The sequence below is a fragment of the Mongoliibacter sp. genome, assembly GCF_007692705.1.
Taxonomy (GTDB): domain Bacteria; phylum Bacteroidota; class Bacteroidia; order Cytophagales; family Cyclobacteriaceae; genus Mongoliibacter.
Genome location: NZ_REBN01000194.1, coordinates 1 through 20,083 on the forward strand (window position 1 = coordinate 1; position 20,083 = coordinate 20,083).

The window sequence follows — 20,083 nt, forward strand, 5'->3', positions numbered from 1 at the left end:
TTAAAAGCACAGAGACAAAGACAAATCAGAAGCATTTGGAATTGGAACCGGGTGATTTTAAAGTACGCTTTGATTTCCGCAACGGTGAAAGTAGGACTTTGGAATTCCCTTATGGAGCAGGCTACCTTTCTCAATCAAGCAGAAAGATTCCGATTCCTGAAAACTGCAAAGAAATCCAAGTGATTGGATTTGATGGTAGTTCAAGAAAGGTTGATCACTAAAAAACAGGTATTCAAAAAGCACTTACTTCAATAAATAACTTATATTTAAGCACTTTCCGGCTTTACGGGAGCTTTAGAGTTTTGAACTATCAGAAACTCCAGAAGCCATAACATCTGGCCACTTTCCAAAAAGTTATCATATATACCCTTTTCTCCAATATCCAACTTTACAACCAAACTAAGAAGCTTGAAAGCCTTTACCTGATTTAGAGAAGGGGAATTCTTCATTCCATCAATAATCTCTTTTCCTTCCAACCAATTTTCCCAATCATATACGGGGAGCAATCCTGAAGTCAATAGAAAACTGTGTAATTCTTTATCAAGATGACCGAAATCCAGGTAAGTCCTCATCGCTTCAGGAGTAAGCTTTACGGGTAGGTCATATAATTTTTGGAAAATGCTATCAAGCCTGATATAATATTCCTTCAGTTCAGAAAGTTTATTCTCCCCCTCCTCACTTGCAAGAAAGTCCTCTATCTCATCTATCGGAGTAAAAAATATCTTCATATTCAAATTATTACTGTAACCCTAATTTACAAAATCGTAAGTACTACAAAATAAGGAATGAGTAAATTCTGTTTCTCAATGACTAAAAGGGGCAGTTCCCTTTTTACTGGAAGAAAATGCATAGGTATCAAGGATGCAATTAACTGCTTTTTATTATTTCATTAATTGTAAAGAGGAAAGGAAACAGAATTGACCTCAAAAGTTTTTGCAGACCGCTGAGGTAAAGCCTTGACATTAATTATAAAGATCGAATAAGGTAATAATACCAACCTTAACTTGACCAAAATATAACTAGTACTCCATATGTCTGTAAATCAATAATCCTGTGTTCAGTTTCGCCTCTATAAATACCTCACCTACAACTTTAGTATCCTGACGGTACATGTGAAATTACTTAAGAAATAAGGTTAGCTCTTTAAAAGGCTTTGTGCTCTTCCTACGGTAAATTTTTGTTTGAATATTTCCTGGACATCCCCAGATAATTGACAATCATACCTGTTAAGATACCCAATGTGAAAATAAACATGATCATCAACATTGTTACTTCATTGCTTCCCGCTCCAATAAACCCGATTTGTGTACTGAAAAACATATAGAAAAACAGGTTAATCAAAGCCAACAATCCAATTCCAATCGAAACCTGTGTCAGAATAGTCCTCCACCCCCACTCATCTCCAAATCTCTTAATTCCCAGAAAAATAGTAAGGCCGATCCCAAACAGCAATGCAAAAAGAAGTGCTGCAAGACTTCCATTGATTTCAGAATAACGTTCCCATCTTCCCAAAAGGCTTATGCACTGTTGGTAAGAATCCAAAGAACGATATTCTGTTCCTTTAAATTTTCTAAATCTTTTGGGATATAACCAGAAATCTTCAATCTGATTTTGTGTTTTCAGTACCTGAATCCCTTCTTTGTCAGGAAATTCCTCAAAATAACAGAAGTTAGAATTATTGGGATCACCTAAGTAAATATCATTTACACCTGCCCATTGGACATCATTCATGTAAATCTTTAAGTAATTCCAAAAACTCAGTTTTGCATCCGGTTCTTTTATCAAAATTTTAGAAGTTCCCAAGACTACAGAATCGACATAGATAAGGTTTGCTCCCAAAGCATCCCAGAGCTCGGTATAACCCTCATCAAAGCCCAATCCCCAGATCCCAACACCTCCAATATTATTTTCAAGAGCCCATTGATATTTTTCAGTAAGACTCCTTGAGTCTTCAAACCATAGCTGCTTGAGGTTTCCTATTTCACCATAATTCAGGTAAGATGCGGCCTGTTCCGGATCATATCCCAAAACAGACCCTCTCTCTTGGTCCACAGTGGGAATTATATTTTGCTGAATAGATCTGAAATCGATCAATGAGCCAAATCCACTAGCCCTACTTCCCGGAATGAAATCAGGCATGTCCCAGGAAATCCCCTGATAGCTGACCATCATTACAAGTTTATCAATAGGCACTTTGCCATTGGAATATATCGAGAAAGTACCTTCAATCGATCCCCTTGGGTTTGCAGTATCCGGATACAAAGGACTTCTTGAAAAAGGTATTCTGGTCCCTGTAATATTTAGGTTTTGGGTCATGACCATATAAAAATCCACCAGGGAATTCAAGGAAATATAATCCAATGCACTTGCGCTACTCAGATTTTCGGTATTTGAAATGGGTGGTAGGCCAATAGTCAATAGCAAATCAGGGCCTATGACTGCCAATTCATTTTTGAGCCGTTGGATAAATTGTGTAAATGCCCGACTGTCTTTTGGTTGAATCGTTGAGAAATCTATATTGACTCCTCGTAATTCATATGATGCTACGAGTTCCTTAATCCTTTCAAGAAACCGATCTTGGGAAATTTTTTGGTTTAAGAAGGCACTCGTATTCGGAGCCGAATAGCTATAAACGGAAAGAGATGCCTGCTTACCCGAACTCTGAAGCCTATTCAGTATACCACCATTTAGCATCCTTTCAAGGACATCAGGATTGTTTTCCAAACCATCCCCCCCTAACTGATAGCCATGAAGGATAAGGTCTGTCAGGTAATTGAAGTTGTAATTCTGGTACCTCTGACCCATTTCAGAAAGGTGCCATCCGAAAATACGTGTATCAGCTTTCAGGCAATTCTGATACCTGACCATTATGGAATCCCCAGATACTTTTTCATAAGTTGGCAATTCTGCAGAACCACAGGAAAACTGAATCTGTTTCAATGCAGAAAGCTTTGCCATCATTGTCTTTCTTTGAGCCAGGTTAGCTTCTTTGGTATCATTCATCAATCCCTGAAGTACACTTCCAAGCTGAACTTTGACCGAGTCAACCAAATCTCTAGGAGCTTTTAAATCAAGTTCTGTCAGTGCTTGGTTAATTTCCTCCTGTAAGCGTTCTGATGTTTGTTGGGTATTTCCTTGCTCATCAGTCAATTTTATTAAATCGTTGACAATGGCATTGACCGTCTCGGCATCGATATTCAAATCCCCCTGTTCGGTAAGTCTCCTGATAAGGGATACCATTCTTATCCTTTCTTTTTGAAGCTGATTCTCTCTAAACCTCAATGGCTGAAATATTTTATTGATTAATCCATGTCTGCTGCTGTCTCCCCAATCTATGGAATCACTCAATATGATTTCTGAAGGTGGAATCTTTGAAGGTACCTGGGCAAATGCCTCATTTAGGTTTACCAGTGAAGCGCAACATATTACAATCCAGACCAGTACCATGTAAAGATTGGTCCTTGGGCTTTGTACTGCTGAAAATCTTGGGATCAGATTCATATTAGCGCCATTTAATTTCTAATGATTTTTCCATCCAGGGTAATTTTACCATGGAAATATTCCACGAAATACCATCAAGCAAAACATCAACTCCTGTTTTGGGAATTCTTAGGGTATTGCCGAGGGAATCAAATTCAAGGGTTCCTTCTCTTTGTAAAAAGGTTTCCCTAACCGCATCCGGAGAAGCTTTCTTCATTTTTTCCCAATTGCTTTTCATGCCATTTATAAGGCTTATCGCCATGTCTTTCTCTTCCTGCTGAAGTTCGGTCTTTTCAAGGTGTTGACTGACCTTCATGCCTATCAGTAATTTATTCAGCACCATTTCATATTCAGGAAATTCTGTATGGCCATAGACAATATATTGAAGCAGATAGACCGCCTTTGACTGTGATTCCTCAGGGATAAGCCCTTTATCGCTGATTTTCAACCTTGAAAACAGCACCGATAAAAATGGCCAGCAGAGGACAAGACCAGCATTGGACACTTTTACCAGTTCACCTTTTTCAGGATCCTGGGCTATTGCTTCTGTAAGCATGGGGAAACTTTTCAATACTTCAGCCTTATACACTTCCAAAACTTTTCCGTCAAATCGTTTCTCATTGACCATGCTTTGGAAAACAGTTTTCCAATTGATTTCAGACTTATTCTTTATAAGGTATTGGAGGAATTGGTTAAAAAATGACCCCGTACTTTTATTTGCCTTTTGGATATAATAATCATAAGCAAAGACCAGTAACCATATTTTCCACTTGCCGGGATTTAAATTCCCAAAATACATGTATGAGCCTAAATTCAAAAGGGTTTTGAGTTCATTCATAATCTCTGAACGGGGTTTGAACCAGGTGGAAAGAACTTCATTTTCCTTGGATAAATTTACTTTCTTTCTCACCCATGATTCAACCTCAGACCTTGAGCCTGATAAAAACATGTTTTTAGCCTCCATATCCTTCAAATCTTTTTTCTCCCCCGATTTTGAATGGCTGTGGCCTTCTCCCCTCAAAGGTGATGAACTTTCATTTTCCAGTTTGGAAAAACCAGCGGTATTGGCATTTTTCTTATCCAGCTCGACCTGCAAAGATTCTATAAAACTGGAAAAATACTTTTGGTATTTTGATGAAACTGTCACCTTATAAATTCTTTTGAGCTGATTTTCAGATAGGCCTTGCAACAAGATTGGGATTTTCCCCTTTTCAAAAAGCAGTATCAATAAAAAGGCATCATTTTTTTCACTGAACTGAATATGGTTCAGCATAGCCAAAAGAAGCTTTGCTTTATGTTGAATCGGTGACCACCATGGCAGATATCCCTCTTCTTTAAGGTATGAAATGGCCGCTGAAAGCTGTTCAATCTCCAAACCATTGACCGAAATTGTCATTGGTTTTTTCACGAATTGGACCACAAATTTCTTCAAATGAACTTTGGCTTTTTCATCCAAATGCCTTGAATTCAGGATACTGCTCCAATCCATTGAAGTTCCACCGAACTTATGGCTATTTTTCTTCAATGTACCTGTGAAAATCTCCCAAAAGACTTCCGCCTTTATAGATGGATTTGAGCTAAAAAGTACATGGAATTGAAAAATGCTGTTCATTATGGATGCTCTCCATGCGGCAAATGCTGATTTCTTGAAGAAGAAAGAAGAAGGAAGTCCTATCAAATATTCCAACCCTTTCATTGCAGTCAGACTATTAGGCAGCAGGGATGCATACCCAGGAGTTAAAGCTCTACTATTCGAAAGGCTTTCATGAAGATATTCCAAAGTTTCAGAAAACTTATCGGCAAGAAGTTCATCCTTACTGTTCAATGATTCAATAAATGCCTTGAGATTTAAGACTACTATCCCCGACTTTTGTACTGGATTTTGAATACCAATACCGGGCACAATATCCTCTCTGAACCAAAGAGAAAATTTTTGCCAATCACTTTTGCTCAAATGCCTGAAGAGACTAATGAGCAAGACAGGCAATTGTTTTTTCTTTTTTTCTACCAATCGGATAATGGCAAGCTTGTCAAGCTTGGCATAAAGAATGATCCTCCGAGAGCTTTCCAGTAAATCCTTTTTGTCATAGGCACCAAGATTTACCTTTGAACTCAAAGCAAAAAGCCTGACCAGGTCTTGCTCCACAATTTTAAGAGCTGTTTGCTTGAGTTCCTTTCCTTTATCCTTTTCAAAAATCAATGATTTGAATTCAACATGAGCACTATCTGCCTGAAGCAGTTCCAGTAAGCGATCCGGATTCAGAGAAATGCCTTTGATATAACGAGCAACACTTGTATGTTCATTGGAGTCAATCGCCCCTTTTTTAAGGATCTGATTTACCCCTTCTGTCAACATTGGCCTTAAAATGGACTGATTTGCCCTGTCCGTCAATACGGCATGAGCTAGATTTCTGAAAGCGGAAAACTGCAAGAACTCATTAGCTGAAAACCTGGAAAAATACAGCAGTACATATTTTTTGAACTGCATCTTGATTTGAACTGTCCTTAAGACATCTATCCTAAATCCTTTCTGCTCAGTTAACCTGGAAATTCCAGATAGAAAAGCTTCATCCTCCCAAGCAGAGCGGTATTCAAGAACTATGGATCTTTTGCTTTGTTCAGAGGAATTCTCTTCCAGCAATAGCGACCATAATTTTTGATTTAAAATATTCTCCAGCCTGGGGTATGCACCGAACATGCTGAGCAACTTTTCATTGAACTGATATAAAGACAGCGTTTTTTGGGCTCCATACTTTCGGATAAGAGCTTGGAATTCCTTTTGGTCTATTCCATGAGTGATACTTGCAAACCTCCTCGTAAACGCATTGCCATTTTTCCTAACGGCAATACTCAAAGCATCCAATAATGTAGCGTCATGACCCTGAAGCAGGTTATTTACTATCCACAAGAGGTCTGATTGGCTCAGTTCACGATTGGAACTACTCAGCATACCCGTACTGAGGTATTGTTGTAAGACAAGTAAAGCAAGTTGATTTTTAAGGAATATGGGGTTTTCACTCCTCTGAGCTGACTTAGGATCAGTAAGTGCTGCTTGATTATCATTGCCATGCTTTAGTACCTGGATATCATTTTTATTCTTGCTGCCCCTGGACTTTGCACTTATGAGCAATTGGCCTAGATTGGCAAGCCCAGCCTTTTCCCCCAAAGTCAAAAGGGCTTTTGATACCTGATAGTGCTCATCCAACTCAGTGAAAGCATGAATGGACAAAAGCATAAACCAGTCATCCGTTTTCCGGATAGGCAATTCAACATGTAAAGAACTGCGTGAAGTCAGGCTGAAAATAGCTTTCAGAACTTCATCATCAGCATTGGTTTTGGCAGCTGCTTGAGCGTACCATTTCAGGTAATTATGGGTCAGGGCTGACCATTGAGTATCCTGCCCATCCAAGAGGCGTTCAAGCAGGTGTAGCAGTCCCTTTTTGGAAAGGGATTTCCAAAATCCGGGGAAACGATTCGAAAGGGTTTCAAACAACACTCCGGAATCTTTCCATTTTACCAAATAGGAATGAAAGCCAGTATTTGTGGCTCCCACATTCAGCCATTGCACAAGCTGCAAAAAAGTAGGCTCTGAAGGACCCTCTTCCCACTCGGCTTCCGGGTTGTTCTTTTCATTGATCGTGTTTATGGTTTCCTTAAACTCCCTGAATAGGTTACTTTCGCCTGAAATATTGTTGATTATGACATTGATCTGAGAAAGAAAAACCTCAAATGTCATGTTGTAGTGGGCAGCTATTGATTTCAGAAAACGTTCTGAGAAATCAAGACGGTTAAATTTCGGGCCTGACTTTCCTGAAAGGTAAGTTAAAATAAAAAGGTTAAGGGATTTCCTGAGGCTTTCTTCCGGTCCAGGCAATCGGTTTTTGGACTTATGTAGCTCTAGATAGGTATTCCTATAACCTATCATCCATTCTGCATCAGCAGCGGCCAGCACCCTGATAATCTGATCAAAATAACCTGTACCCAAAAAGGCAATTCGTTTTCTAGCCGATTCGCTTTGTTGTATGACAGTTTCAAGCATTCTTTTTAATGGAGCAGGATTCATGGAAAACACAAACTCCAAAAGGCTGTAAACATCAAAGTCTGACTTAAGCCAAACAGGTAGAAATCCTTTTAAAAAATACTGCTGTAAAGCCAAGAGATACAGGTCCATTACCGACGCATTTTGAAGAGAACCCTCTTTTCCGAGATACATCTTTTCCCAAATGGCATCCAATAAAGCCTTGCTCAGTAAGGGACTGATTTTTCTCCCCAGTCCTATAGAAATATCTTCTTCCTGCAGCATTCCAAGGTCTATTTCCAATTGGTCCAGCTCAAGTTCAATTCCTTTAAGCCCCAATTGATCGAAGGTTTTTTCCAATTCAGGAATGACATCAAACTGTATCAACTGTTGGAGTTTTGAATTGCAGCGGGAAGCCTGTCTCCTGTTCGGATAAAGAAAGGAAAACATCAAGTCTTCGATGGCATGGGAAGTAACACTATTCATTTTCCACTCCCTTCAACTTCGATAAGAAAGTGTACAGTTGTAAGGCAAACTTGCTTTTTACTTTATCAGGATTGTTATTCAACTCTCCCCTCCATTTGAGATAAATGTTTTCAAAGGCCTCAAATTCCCTGAGGTCCAGCCAGTGTATCCCGACTTTTACATGGGCCGGAATTCTTTCCCTTACTTCGTTTTCAACAAAATACTTGAAGTGGTTTTCCTGAAAACGTGCTGGCCAGTCAGGTAGGATAAGAGATGCTTTTAAATCGAAAAAGTTCTCCTTGATTTCCGTCCCGTCATCTCTTTTTTGCAATAACACAAGCGCGCGTTGCCCTACTATTTTTTCGTTGTGAAGCGTACCCATAAACCTGAGATCCTCCACATCTTTTAATGACAGAAACCCAGCTAATCCTTGATCTCCAGACATCATCGCTGCAAAATTGGAAGTTGACTCAAAAACAGCCTCCAAATCAACTGATCCATCACTTTGATAAGTACCCAACAGTTTACCCTGCCCATCATGCAGAGAAAATATATTCCCCTGCCTTCTGTATGCTTTTCTATCTTTTGCCGCCAAATAGAACAATTCCAATTGCTCTTTCCTTTTTGCCACCGTGGGGTACCAGGGTGATTTGAAAGTGGGTTCCCCGTCTTGCTCCATAAGGACAAATCCAAAGCCGGACGCCTCCAAAAGAGACCTTAAAGCGATATGATCCACAAAATACATCCCTTCAGAGCGCTGATTCATTTCCCTGAAATATTGTATGGCATTGGCAATGGTCTCGACAGCTTCATCCTCATTTCTTCCTTCCCAAATGCCTACCCAATTAGAAGTGGATTTCTGAAACAGCACTTCAATGGAACCCTTAAAGGTGAATTTTTTGGATATCCAATAGCAATCGGGATTGAGAGTTCTGGCAAACAGGTCTTTGATGCCAATCTTTCCAAAAGAGAACTGGGGTTTTCCAGGGTTCTCAAGACGAGGGAAATTCCTTTCACTTTTGTACAGCGGTCGGTATTTTTCCTTCAGTTCAGTGTAAGAAATCTGGGACTTTAAATAGCCTGTACTGACCTTACCGTCGTCAAGGGTGACATTTTTGGGCAAAAAATCAGGCAATAAAGAATCATTTTTAAATGGAATTCCCAGAAGAGTATATAATAAAACTTCAACAGTAGACCTGATATCCCCCTGATCAACCAAGTTGAAGCGAGCCCTATGCTTTGCATAATTGAGCTCAGGAACCATCCGAAGGAATCTGGATTTTTGTAATAACTGAAAGGCCAGCATTTCTTCCTGTGTTCCAGAAATATTCATTTTAAGTGAAAGCTGAAAAGGAAGGTCATGAACCCGCTCTCCAAATCTTGCCAGGAGATGATCCAGAATCCTGTTTTTCCGCTTCAACCAGTCAATCCTTGATTCACCGGTCTGTGGGTTGACTCCTTCATTGTCAAAACCCGGCATAAGGTTCTCTTTGATCTCGATTTCATCTTTTCCAACTTGGGTCTCGAAGTCCTGGGAAAAGTAAGTCTGTCCTTCCTGCTGAATATCATGATCAAAAAAATCAGGAACTCTTGAAAGCTGTGCCAGGTAATTGGCTAGATGCTTTTCCATTAACATGAGGTAACCTTTCAACTGCCGTACTTTTGCGTGTCTTTCAGGCGCTTCATGCTGGGAAAGACCTTCTCTACCCAATCCGTAGATTTTTGGAAAATGGTATTGAATGGATACATATTTTTCCGGGTTCCGGTATCTTCCTTTGATGGATGATTTCCAAAAACTATTTTTAAACAAGTCTTCTTGGTAAACCCTGAAATTTTTACTCCAAAGTTCCAGCAAAAGGTCTGCTACTCTGGAAGAATTCAGTCTTTGCCTGTTTCGGTTGACAACAATGCTGATTTTGTAATACACACTGGAGGGATCTTTTGAATCAGTATTGATCGAGGCATAAAATCCTTCAGGAATGATGATGTTTTTTTCTTTCCCTTCTATATCCAAAGCCAGGTCATGACATTTTTTAACTCCCGAAATTTTCGAAATTAATCCCTGAAATTGCTCTATATTCAGGACATTGCTCCGCTCTTTAAGTTGGGTGTCCAATATAAATCCCCGGGTGAGTTTTGGACCTGAAAAAATATCTTCTATCCTGTGGCCTGAATTCCTAAGCTCATCCAAATTGGAATATGCAACAGGGTGATACAGGAAAACCTCCAATGCGAAAATGATTTCGGCCATTATTCTATCCGGATCAGTTTCGGGTAAAACCTCTACACTTGCCTTGATAAAAATAGACTTGGGGGACAATAATTTTGGAGGATCAAAATCCTCACAAAGGTTCCTGTTGCTGTTGAGGAATTGTTGTAAGCTGTCCAAAAATGTGCGTGCAAGTTCAGGCTTTTTCTTAAGGTCTTTCTGAAATGCCAGTGCGGGTAAAATCTCTATACCATATACTCCATTTACACCCTCTTCCATCCCGGTTGGAGAGACTTGGCTGAGCCAACAGTTTTGAATCTCTGGAAAACTATCAATCAACAATTTTCTGAAATCGGATACGGTAATCGGGTGGGAACTGAAAACCAGTGATGGCGAGAAAAAAGCATTTTTATCCCAATTGATCTTCCCATCTGATTTTTCAATCAGGAGGTCCTCAATTGGAAAAGCGGTTTTATAACCCAGGTCTGTAAGGCCATAACAGAACTGTTCCAAAATGGTGACGCCCGGATCATGTAAATTATAATCCGTCCAGCGATCTCCACTGAATCCCTGTACATGCCGGATTCCCTGCTCCATTAGGAGCTTGAAGTCTTGGCTGTGCTTAAGTGCCTGTTCTTTATATATTGGGCCTTTTTTCTTCATTTTTATTATTATTCCTCCAGAAAACTGTCATCCCATAATTTTGCAATTCGGAATGTAATCACAGCATCCTTGCCATAATTACTTCTGGTTTTGAGTTGAAGCCGGTAATTTTTTGTTTCACCAATCCAACGACAGCTGATTCTATTCCACCAAAATCCATAGTGGGCACAGGTTTTTGAAATCTTAGCTTTGGAATTGCCATAGGTACTCAGCGCTGTGGCATGTAAAAGGGCATATTTGCCTTTTTCCTTCCTTCCGGCATGTGCCATCACTTCAAAACCTTGACAACCATTGAGCTCTGTCAGGACATCGTGCCATTTACCGTCTGCGAGTATCTTTCCTTTTTTATATACCCCTTCCCTACCCTGGGAGGCAATCAAACCCGCTACCTCAAGTTTCTGGCTGGGTTTATCTGTACCTATCCCTACAAAGCCTCCTTCTTGAAAGAAAATGGTCGGATCTTTTTCACCCTTTTGTTTCAAAATTATCCCTTTGGTTTCTCCCTGACCATTTACAAGTATCCAACTTGCCTTTTTATCTTTCAGTGAATCGTAAAAACTCAATAGAATCTCCTCATCACCTGCAGGAAATATCATCAACCCGTCTTTGTTGTCTTTATTGATTCCGTCATCCACTTTATTGAACATGGAGTCAATCAGTATGGCAAAATGCCTTTCAGTGGGGAGCATACCACTTCTAAAGTATTTCTTAAGCTGTTCCCTGTCATTGATGATCAGGGTATTTTCATTTAATTCTTTCATGTATCCGTTCTACCAGAGAATATTTTAGTTTTTGTCGACAATAAAATCCGATTCAATTGAGAGGTCCCCTATGCTGGACAGTGTCGGATCTGTCATCTGTGACTCATTATTGATTTCAAGCTGGTGTGATTCTGCTGAGGTAAGGATGGCATAAGGACTTACTGTCCTCAACATTTCCACTTGAAAATCGGGGTTGGCAGTATCGATAATCTTGTAATTTCCTTGGACTTCGACAATCTGTATGACTGAGAATCCTGTTATAAAATCCACATAAGGTCTGGATTCTATGAAATTTTGTATTTCGGCTTTATAAATGGATCTGATAAAACCTTTCCCGTTCTCAAAATATAATGGATTTGGAGATAGGTAAGCGATCAGTTCCTTTTCCAAGATATCCCTGTAGTATCCTGATTGTTGGATGTTTCTGAATTTCACAAAACCGCGGACTTTGAGCTTTTCAAAGACCGGGTTACAAACCTCCACCCTTGAAAAGGGGGATACTGATTGCCTGAGGAAAGATTTGATTTCCTGCAATAACTCAAAAGGTGCCCGGAAGCCTTCGGACTGGAAGGAATCACTCAAAGATGCGGCTGGTATTACCACCACCTGAATATTACTATTTTTCACCAGATGCTGCGGAAAATCACTTCTTCCATATACCATTACCCTTCCGATTTGGGGAAATCGCTCCAAAACCAACCTTTCCATATCCCAGGTACTTACTGCCCTGCTTCTATGACGCAGGGTCTCGCTGATGCGTATGTTGTCCTGTTTTTCGGATTTAGGTAATGAGGGTACATTGACTTGGTAAGGACCGATCACTTCATTCAGGGGTAGGTTTCCATCTGCAAGCACTACGAGGTTCTCATTAAGTTCTTTAGGGTCCACTGCCGGCACTGCGCTGTCATGCACCTGGCTAATCCAGGCGGCATTAGTAAAGATTGATATCAGCCTGCTGTTGATTTCTTGGTTGCCCGCATAAGATATCCTTATCCAGAACTGGTTTTCAGGAAGGCGTGTATGGTTCAGGTCAGGATTTTCAGGGAGCTTAAACTTCACAATTCCTGATTGAAGCATGCCAAATGTGGAATCCTCCATCAGCAAATTCCCAAGGGGAAGCCACTGGTTCTTTTCCATATATTCCCATCTGATTATTGGAGGATGCGTAATGGTATGAATAAAGTAGGCCGGATAGAGTTTAAACCCCAAATTGACCACCTGATTTTGTGTTATATCAGACAGGCCTACGATCAAGCTTCCATTTCCCTCAAGCTGGGGTAACATATAAGTTGAAGTCAATCCCGGGTTGGGATAAACACACTCATGCCCGAAAGGATAGAGATGGAAGACTTTAATAGTCTCGGCATTATCACTTCCTTTTCTGATCAGGTTTTCCTTGGTTTGGTTTTGGTAGTTGCAGGTGATTTTTTCAATCTGAGGGGTGTAAGGTTTCCCAGGTAGGTTCTTCTGTCTTTTAGGGAACCTACTGTTATAGAAAGAAAGGTCTGCATACAGTTGGGTATAATGCTCATGTCCAAATGCAAATGGTGAAGGTTCTGAAAGTTTGAGAGAGAGAAAAGCGTTTTCTTCATTCCTTAGCACATTTTTCACAGGATCCTGCAACATGTTGATATCTACAAAATCTAGGTTAAGCTTGAGCTCTTTGCGTTTTTGGAGGTAGATTTCACCCGATTTCTGAATGGTCTCAAATAACTGTACCTCCTGTGCGACAGCATGGTTTGCCTGTTTGGATTTGTAATTATCCGACTTAAGTGACATCAAACCTTTAAAGCTGTGATTGTCAATCTCATTTGGATATGCTTTGTACAGCTCTTTAAACCCAGTTGCTTCTTCAGGCAGCCCCACCCAGTCTAACTTTATGGATAAAGAGGACAGGTATTTGTTCAAAACCAAAGGATTCTTGATATTGAAATACGAGTCCTTTGTAGGCTGGGAACCAAAGGGAAGAAAAGGATTACTTGTATCGAGTTTTCCTATTTGGTTACTGCATTCAAATCCTGTACTTACACCTTTTGAGTGGGTAAGAATTTCTATTTCTATGATTTCAAGCACTCTCAACAGCCTATAAGGCGGATAATTGGAATAGGCATTCATCATGAACCGGATACAAGGCCATTCCGTATCCAAATTCCCATCATGGGTTTCCGACTCAAAAGGAATAGGCATTTCTGCTACGCCCTCAGGCTCAAGTTTGAACACAAGCTTGTTTTGGCCATCCAAAAAGCTAATGGCAAGAAAATCCAGTCGCTGCCATCCATTTTTGCCTGATATATCTACCGAAAAGGCTTCATTGAGTAAGAGATGAGCAAAATCCCTAAATTCATTGGTTTGGATGGCTACTGACTCTCCGCTGGACTTCTTTTTTTGAATAAGCAGTTCAGCGATGAGGTATTTGAAATTTTTGAAAGAGGAATCACTCATTTCAAAGGCAAGTTCTATGCGCGCATCACCCTTTTCCAACAACAAAACAGGTGAACTGATGATAAATCCAAGCTGACTGGTTTTCATTGTACGGCGGTTCAAACCTTTGAGGCTTTGGTTTTCTCCCATTACCGCTGGAAAATCCATCTTGGAATCACCCTGAAAGGAAACTTCATGTTTGCCAACGCCCTGGTATAAGTCGGTATCATAGATCCAGTTGAGTGCCAGACGGTCACTTCTATACCCTGTGGAGAAGGGGAAGTAATCACTTATGTATAAAGATTTAAGTGCTGAGATTTTTGCCTGAGTCAACTCAGAATGAAACAGGTTTTGGAAAGGAATCGCTTTTTTTGAAGGAAACTCCAGCGTGAAACCTGAATTTTCAGGCAATAAAGATTTTCCAGGCTTGGGAATAAAACCCACCAACAGACTAATCGTGCCCTGTAAAGGAGCCACCTGATTCAGGATACGACGGTAGTAAAAATCCAGATGTTTCCCTGTCAGCTCATTGAGGTCCTTCTGTATTTCCACAAAAAGCTTCAAAGCTGACATCAGGAGCCCGATATGGGGTTGATGTTTGCCTGACTCCATAGCCATCATATCATCAAAGCTTTTGTGCGCCTGATCCACGATAAAGACCAGGTTCTTATAAGAAGCCTTAAAAGCTTCTGCAATATTGGGTAGATTATCCTTACTGGATTCAACTGCTTGGATATGCTGAAATTCAAATGACTTATACCGATTCTGGTAAGGAAATACACTTTGAATAAAAGGCTCTAAAAATCTCCTGCTGTTGATGATTTCATTGAGCAATGGGCCCTCATAATTACAGTCCTTGAATAGATCTTCCCATTTGTAAATGTTCTTGATCATGGAAAGCAAGTTAACAGCCATTCCTCCTCTAAAATTTTTGATCCCTTTTGGGGAGTTTTCTGCTTTGGAGGCAAGGTCGTCCTGTCTTATCTTGTAGCTTTCCATTGAAGTGGAAGCTATCATCCCGGTAATAAAGATGGGGTCATTTAGCAAAAAAGGTTTCCAGTTACCCAAGGGCTTATTGTGGAAATCATAATATGAGACCGACTGCGCGTATGAAAGTGTGAATTGAACCAGTTCCAACAAAGATCTTTCATCCGGAACCACATAATGCGGTTCCAGTGCCTGGATCATTCTTTCTGACTGGGTAATTCCATTTTTCATAGTTGCTCAGTTCGGGGCATTTTTCAAAGGTTCGTTCCTTCATTTATATAAAATGGGAAAACCATATTGCTTCTTGAATTGGTGATAATCACGGTATAATTGACATTGATCAGGAGGATCCCTTTCTGGAGTTTTTCCTTTCCAAATCTGATTTCTTCTACTTTTATCCTAGGTTCAAAATAAAGTAAGGCATCATAAATGGTATCCCTCAGCAAGGTCATGTAGGTTGGGTCAGAGGTTTCAAACACAAAACTGAGCACATCACATCCGAATTTTGGTTCCATTACCCTTTCGGTTGGAATGGTGCCCAAGATTATCCGGATACTTTGCTCAATATCAGTTTCAGCAGAAGCCATTTCCACCATTCTGGAATCGATATCAAAGGAAGGGGGAAATGACCAGCCTTTTCCCAGAAAGTTGTTTGAAGATTCATCCATATCAACCTCCTATCATTACTGTGGGACATCCCAATACAATTGAACCGCCATGGGCTGTGGTATCTCCCATTCTGGCAGCCGGCTTTCCACCAATCATCACCGTAGCAGAACCTTTAATGATAGAGTCTGGTGGTCCCACGCAAACACAGGAGTCCCCCATTACTGCTGCTGGAAGTTTTCCTATCAAGACGGTCGGCACACCTGGCCCTATCACAGGACCTCCTACATGGGGAATCGGTGGCAGCCCCGGAGTCAACATGGGGCATGTATGCATATCTGTCAATCTTGCGGCTAGCGGCATAATTCAATTAATTTATCATGACCATTGCACCTTTCACTACGGTCTGTCCCGCAGCTGAAAATTCTGCTGAGGCATTTCCTGCAGCCTTCATGGCAACCTGAGCCTCCAGGGCCACATTCAATCCCTTTCCCTTGAGGTCTCCACCCGATGCTGTCAACTCAATACCTGAAACTGCTTTGAGGCTGATTTTACCTTTTGCATCCAAAGTGATGTCCTTGGGACTGGAAAACTTGATCCCATCTTTACTGAGTATGGCCTCATTTGAATTCATATCTTGCATTGAGAGTTGTTTTTTCTTGTCATCCAAGATGACAGTATTTCCACCAGGAGTTTTAATGGTGAATATTTTGTCTTTGTCATTAAAGATTATGGCCAGTCCTGATTTGGTGTGGATGGCTTTGGTAGTATTCTCTGCATCTGTTTTGAACTTTGGGTTTTGTTTAGAACTGTAAACGCTGCCGGTGATGACTGGAAACCTCGGATCGCCATTGATAAAGCTAACCAATACCTCATCCCCTATTTCGGGAAAGAAAAAAAATCCAGCCTGATGAGAGGCGTAATTGAAAGCGATTCTGGCCCAGAGTTCATTGGAATTGCTTTTATTTTGAAAAGCTTCAAGTTGGATCAAAACCCTGTAATCTCCGTCGGGATCTTCATTGATTTTTTTGACTTTGGCAATTTGACATCCCTTTATACCTGGCAAAAGTCCCAAAGCTCCTACCTCCTCTACATCAGAAAGGGAAGAATGCCATCGTGAGTGAAGTCCTACAAATACGGAGGTTTTCCAATCTCCCTCTGCGTATTCATGTTCAATTTTTGAAATAAACGCGTTCCCTTCAAACCTTTCGCCAAAACTTTTGAGTCCGACCAGGTCACCCGGTTTCAGCTGGGCAGTTCCAGGAATAAGAATTTTCCCCTGAATTTTGGTCAGCGCAGATTTGCTGATCCAACTTTTGGAAAAAGCGGTCAGTTCACTGGAAGAAAGCGGCGCTGAGGTAAATTTATTGAGCGAAGGAACAGCCAGATCTTTAGCTATTTTCTGTGCCGTAAGGTTTCCGAATTTAGAAGGATCGGCCATACTGGCTTTGACCACTGTGGTTTTTTGGCTTTTTGGATCCCAACTGGTAAAGTTAAATTCCGAATAGGTGTTTTCTCCGTTGATTTCCAAATCCACTTCCAAGGCAGAAACATCTGCCTGAATGCTGAATTTTGGACTGGCAGTTAAGTCGAAAGCCTTGATTTTGACTTTATTTTCATCTGTGATTACAAAAAAATTATTGGCTTCAGCCCTGATCACAATATAGTCCCAGTCTGAAGTATTGTATTGAAAAAGTGGATAGGCAAACTTGGTCGCACTTTCAACTTCCGCGGTCAAACCTGCATTGGAAACAAGTTTTTTGATCAGGTCATCGTCCTTGGAGTCAGCCATCACCGTATTTGACCTAGATTTGGTCAATTTGAATGATTTGTCCTTGCAGGAAACCTGCAAAAATGAGGTGTTATTGCGGACAATCATCCTTTGCGCAAGGATGACTCCCTTAAAAACTGTTTTTCTATCATCTCCGTAACCGAGGCTGATTACAATTTCGTTTCCCGGAATAAAATCGGAAGAAGCACTGTTGGAAAAGGGTTCATTCTCCAGTCCAAATGCCCCACCATCCGAAACTTTAAGGTTCGCTGAAGCTATCCTGTTCACTTCAAGGCTTACGGACAGGGAAATGATTTCAATTGCACCCGACAATACCTTTCCATTGATGGAAACTTCAAAAGACACAGGCAAATCATTAATCTTCAGGTTTTCGGACATAAGGAATTAAATAAGAGGTGGGAAAATAAGCTGATCACCCGGGCTTATCGAACGGATATGATCCAAGCCGTTATATTCTGCCACCTGAATGAAATACCTGCTTTCTCCATATATCTTGAAACACATGGCCGGCAGGGTATCGCCCGCTTTCACCATACGGATATGGGTGAGGTCAGAAGAATTCCTTCTTTCCTCCAATGCTTTCTTTTTGACAGATACAGACCTGACAAATGCTGCTTTTACTTCAGCCCTTATCGGGGTTCCATCAAGGTCCATCATGATAATCTGAACGTCCCAACTTTTGAGGCGTCCTTCAAATAGGGATTGTGTGCCCCAGATAATCTTTATATAATTGGGTTCATGGATATCGCCGTTGTAGGAGTAAATCAATGCTTTCAACTTGTCGATTTGCCTATCCACAGGTTCGTCGGTGATCACTCCGGTACTGTCGAAGAAAAAATCCATATTAAAAATATTTGAGCCGGCCCCTCGGAACTTTACGGTTTCGGCAGAACTCCCTACCGGTGAAGAATTGGTGGAATATTTCAATTCGGATTTATCACTGTACTTTTCGGGATTGATCAGCACGTCATAATCTCCTACCTTATCGGTGAAATCGGGTTTCTTGTACGCGACCAGTTTTACCTTGGTCAATTTTCCAGTATCCATTTTCAGCGGGTTGAGGATTTCTCTATCAATTCAAGCATCTTTTCGTGATACTCATTTTCAATTTTCCTTTTGGTGTCCTCTATCAACTGTATGATGGCTTCCTGATTGGGGTGCTCCTCTTTACTATAGTTGGCATTGTCCTCAATCACTTCACCCCGGATCACCAACTGCTTAATGATTAGCGTCATCTAATTGTCTTTTTTGAAGAATTTGTACTTTATGGTCAATGTCTCAATGGCGAGTTCGTTTTTGGTACTTGATAAAGCGGACAATTCCCATGATAAGGGAATGGCTTGAAATACCGTCCAGGAGGTCATAGGCTTTCCATTGGGTCCGAGAAGGAATACCTGAAAGTCCAAGGGTTTGAACTTGAAGTTTTCCAATGCATTTCTGCACCATTGGCCAAGACTTGAATTATTGATCAAACAGCGTTTGAGTACCAGATCACTGTACTGTGAAGGAGAAGGGAGGTAATGAATAAGCTTATTCTCTCCCCCTTCCCTTTTCTCAGTGACTTTTACGGTAACCTTCAGACCGGATACTTCCTGGAAACTGCAGTCCATTTCAGGAAATCCTTTGAATTTCACTTGAAAATAAAATGCTGTTGGCGGGGCATAGCCATCCTGAAAGAAACTGTTTTCTCCCATTAGAATTATCCGTTAGTAATCGTCAAACCTTCGTGGGAAATTTCTATGCTTTCCACGGCCACTTCATTGGCATCCGACTTCAGGTCCGTAGAGCTGATTTTGGAAGGCCAGGCATTGTTCAATGTCCAAGTCATGGTCGGTGAACCAGACTCATCCAGAAGTTTGATGACCACATTCTGCCTTTCGATGGTATTCATTTTTATTTGATTGTACCAATCCCAGAAAGCATTGTCATTAACAAAAACGCCTTTTTTCATGGTAACATGACTGTTTTTAATGATGCCGGGCATGTTGATTGTAGAAAATACAGGGCTGTTTCCATGTCTGTATTCGATTGGCTGTGCCTCAATCTCAAGGCCACTGACTTCCTGAAAAGGAATGTCTGTTGTGCTTCCCCAGTCTACTGAAAAGTAAAACTTGGGTAAGGGCCAATTACTGTCTTGTGCTTCTCCTGCCATGATATTTTGTATTTAGTGTTTTAGAATTTTTAAATTGAAATAGAAAGATTAAGATTTCTGCATTTGCTGCTCGAAAGACACCACAATGAATTCAGCTGGTCTGACGATGGCAAGTTTCACAGTGATCAACATTTTACCTTCCAGCACATCGAGTGATGTCATGGTGGTTCCCAATCCTATCTGTACTTCGAAGGCATCTTCAGGAGAAGACCCTGCAAGTGCACCCTGCTTCCATTTTTCAACAAGGAAATTGGAGATAAGACTTTTCACAGTTACCCATGTATTGGCATCGTTAGGTTCAAAAACATAAGCCCTCAAAGCCAATTTGATGGATTGTTCCAGCATGATCATGGTACGTCTTACATTGATGTACCTCCAGTCCAAGCTGTTACCATCAAGTGTTCTGCCACCCCATACCAATGTTCCCACGCCAGGAAAAGTCCTGATCGCGTTGATTGATTTTCCTGAAAGGGCATTTACATTGAGGTCTTCCTGCTGGTCATGTGTAATGCTCACTGCCGGTTTTACC

15 protein-coding genes are annotated in these 20,083 nt (G+C 40.8%); 1 reads left to right on the forward strand and 14 read right to left on the reverse strand.

The window, feature by feature from the left end; translation table 11 throughout:
- Positions 1–221: hypothetical protein (locus EA341_RS13475; RefSeq protein WP_293015468.1), on the forward strand; the 221-nt coding region annotated here is incomplete at its 5' end.
- Between the two features lie 45 nt (positions 222–266).
- Here the strand turns inward: EA341_RS13475 and EA341_RS13480 are convergent.
- The 14 genes from EA341_RS13480 to EA341_RS13545 all read right to left on the reverse strand — a co-directional run.
- Positions 267–728, reverse strand: a complete 462-nt coding sequence (locus tag EA341_RS13480; RefSeq protein ID WP_293015471.1) for a DUF6508 domain-containing protein — start codon at positions 726–728, stop codon at positions 267–269.
- 436 nt (positions 729–1,164) lie between these two features.
- Positions 1,165–3,501 (reverse strand): glycosyl hydrolase family 18 protein, encoded by a 2,337-nt coding sequence (locus EA341_RS13485; protein WP_293015473.1) that lies wholly within the window; start codon positions 3,499–3,501, stop codon positions 1,165–1,167.
- A gap of 1 nt (position 3,502) precedes the next feature.
- The gene (locus EA341_RS13490; protein WP_293015476.1) at positions 3,503–7,984 is read right to left on the reverse strand and encodes a contractile injection system tape measure protein; all 4,482 of its coding nucleotides are present in this window, start codon (positions 7,982–7,984) and stop codon (positions 3,503–3,505) included.
- Positions 7,977–10,835 (reverse strand): hypothetical protein, encoded by a 2,859-nt coding sequence (locus EA341_RS13495; protein WP_293015478.1) that lies wholly within the window; start codon positions 10,833–10,835, stop codon positions 7,977–7,979. The genes EA341_RS13490 and EA341_RS13495 overlap by 8 nt, the downstream gene beginning before the upstream one ends.
- A gap of 8 nt (positions 10,836–10,843) precedes the next feature.
- Positions 10,844–11,596, reverse strand: coding sequence for an adhesin (locus EA341_RS13500; protein WP_293015481.1), 753 nt, complete (start codon positions 11,594–11,596; stop codon positions 10,844–10,846).
- Positions 11,597–11,620: 24 nt separating this feature from the next.
- A complete protein-coding gene (locus tag EA341_RS13505; RefSeq protein WP_293015484.1) occupies positions 11,621–15,235 on the reverse strand; it encodes a hypothetical protein in 3,615 nt (1,204 codons plus the stop codon).
- A gap of 23 nt (positions 15,236–15,258) precedes the next feature.
- Positions 15,259–15,672 (reverse strand): GPW/gp25 family protein, encoded by a 414-nt coding sequence (locus tag EA341_RS13510; protein ID WP_293015487.1) that lies wholly within the window; start codon positions 15,670–15,672, stop codon positions 15,259–15,261.
- Between the two features lies 1 nt (position 15,673).
- Complete coding sequence (locus EA341_RS13515; RefSeq protein ID WP_293015489.1) at positions 15,674–15,973, reverse strand: PAAR domain-containing protein; 300 nt, start codon at positions 15,971–15,973, stop codon at positions 15,674–15,676.
- 7 nt (positions 15,974–15,980) lie between these two features.
- Positions 15,981–17,780, reverse strand: a complete 1,800-nt coding sequence (gene vgrG / locus EA341_RS13520; RefSeq protein WP_293015490.1) for a type VI secretion system tip protein VgrG — start codon at positions 17,778–17,780, stop codon at positions 15,981–15,983.
- Between the two features lie 6 nt (positions 17,781–17,786).
- On the reverse strand, positions 17,787–18,449 hold the full coding sequence (locus tag EA341_RS13525; protein ID WP_293015493.1) for a LysM peptidoglycan-binding domain-containing protein: 663 nt from the start codon (positions 18,447–18,449) through the stop codon (positions 17,787–17,789).
- Between the two features lie 2 nt (positions 18,450–18,451).
- Complete coding sequence (locus EA341_RS13530) at positions 18,452–18,637, reverse strand: DUF5908 family protein (protein ID WP_293015496.1); 186 nt, start codon at positions 18,635–18,637, stop codon at positions 18,452–18,454.
- Positions 18,638–19,096, reverse strand: coding sequence for a phage tail protein (locus tag EA341_RS13535; RefSeq protein ID WP_293015499.1), 459 nt, complete (start codon positions 19,094–19,096; stop codon positions 18,638–18,640).
- A 5-nt stretch (positions 19,097–19,101) separates the two neighbouring features.
- On the reverse strand, positions 19,102–19,554 hold the full coding sequence (locus EA341_RS13540) for a phage tail protein (RefSeq protein WP_106131943.1): 453 nt from the start codon (positions 19,552–19,554) through the stop codon (positions 19,102–19,104).
- A 48-nt stretch (positions 19,555–19,602) separates the two neighbouring features.
- Positions 19,603–20,083, reverse strand: a 481-nt coding sequence (locus EA341_RS13545) for a phage tail sheath C-terminal domain-containing protein (protein ID WP_293015502.1), incomplete at its 5' end; no start/stop codon positions are given.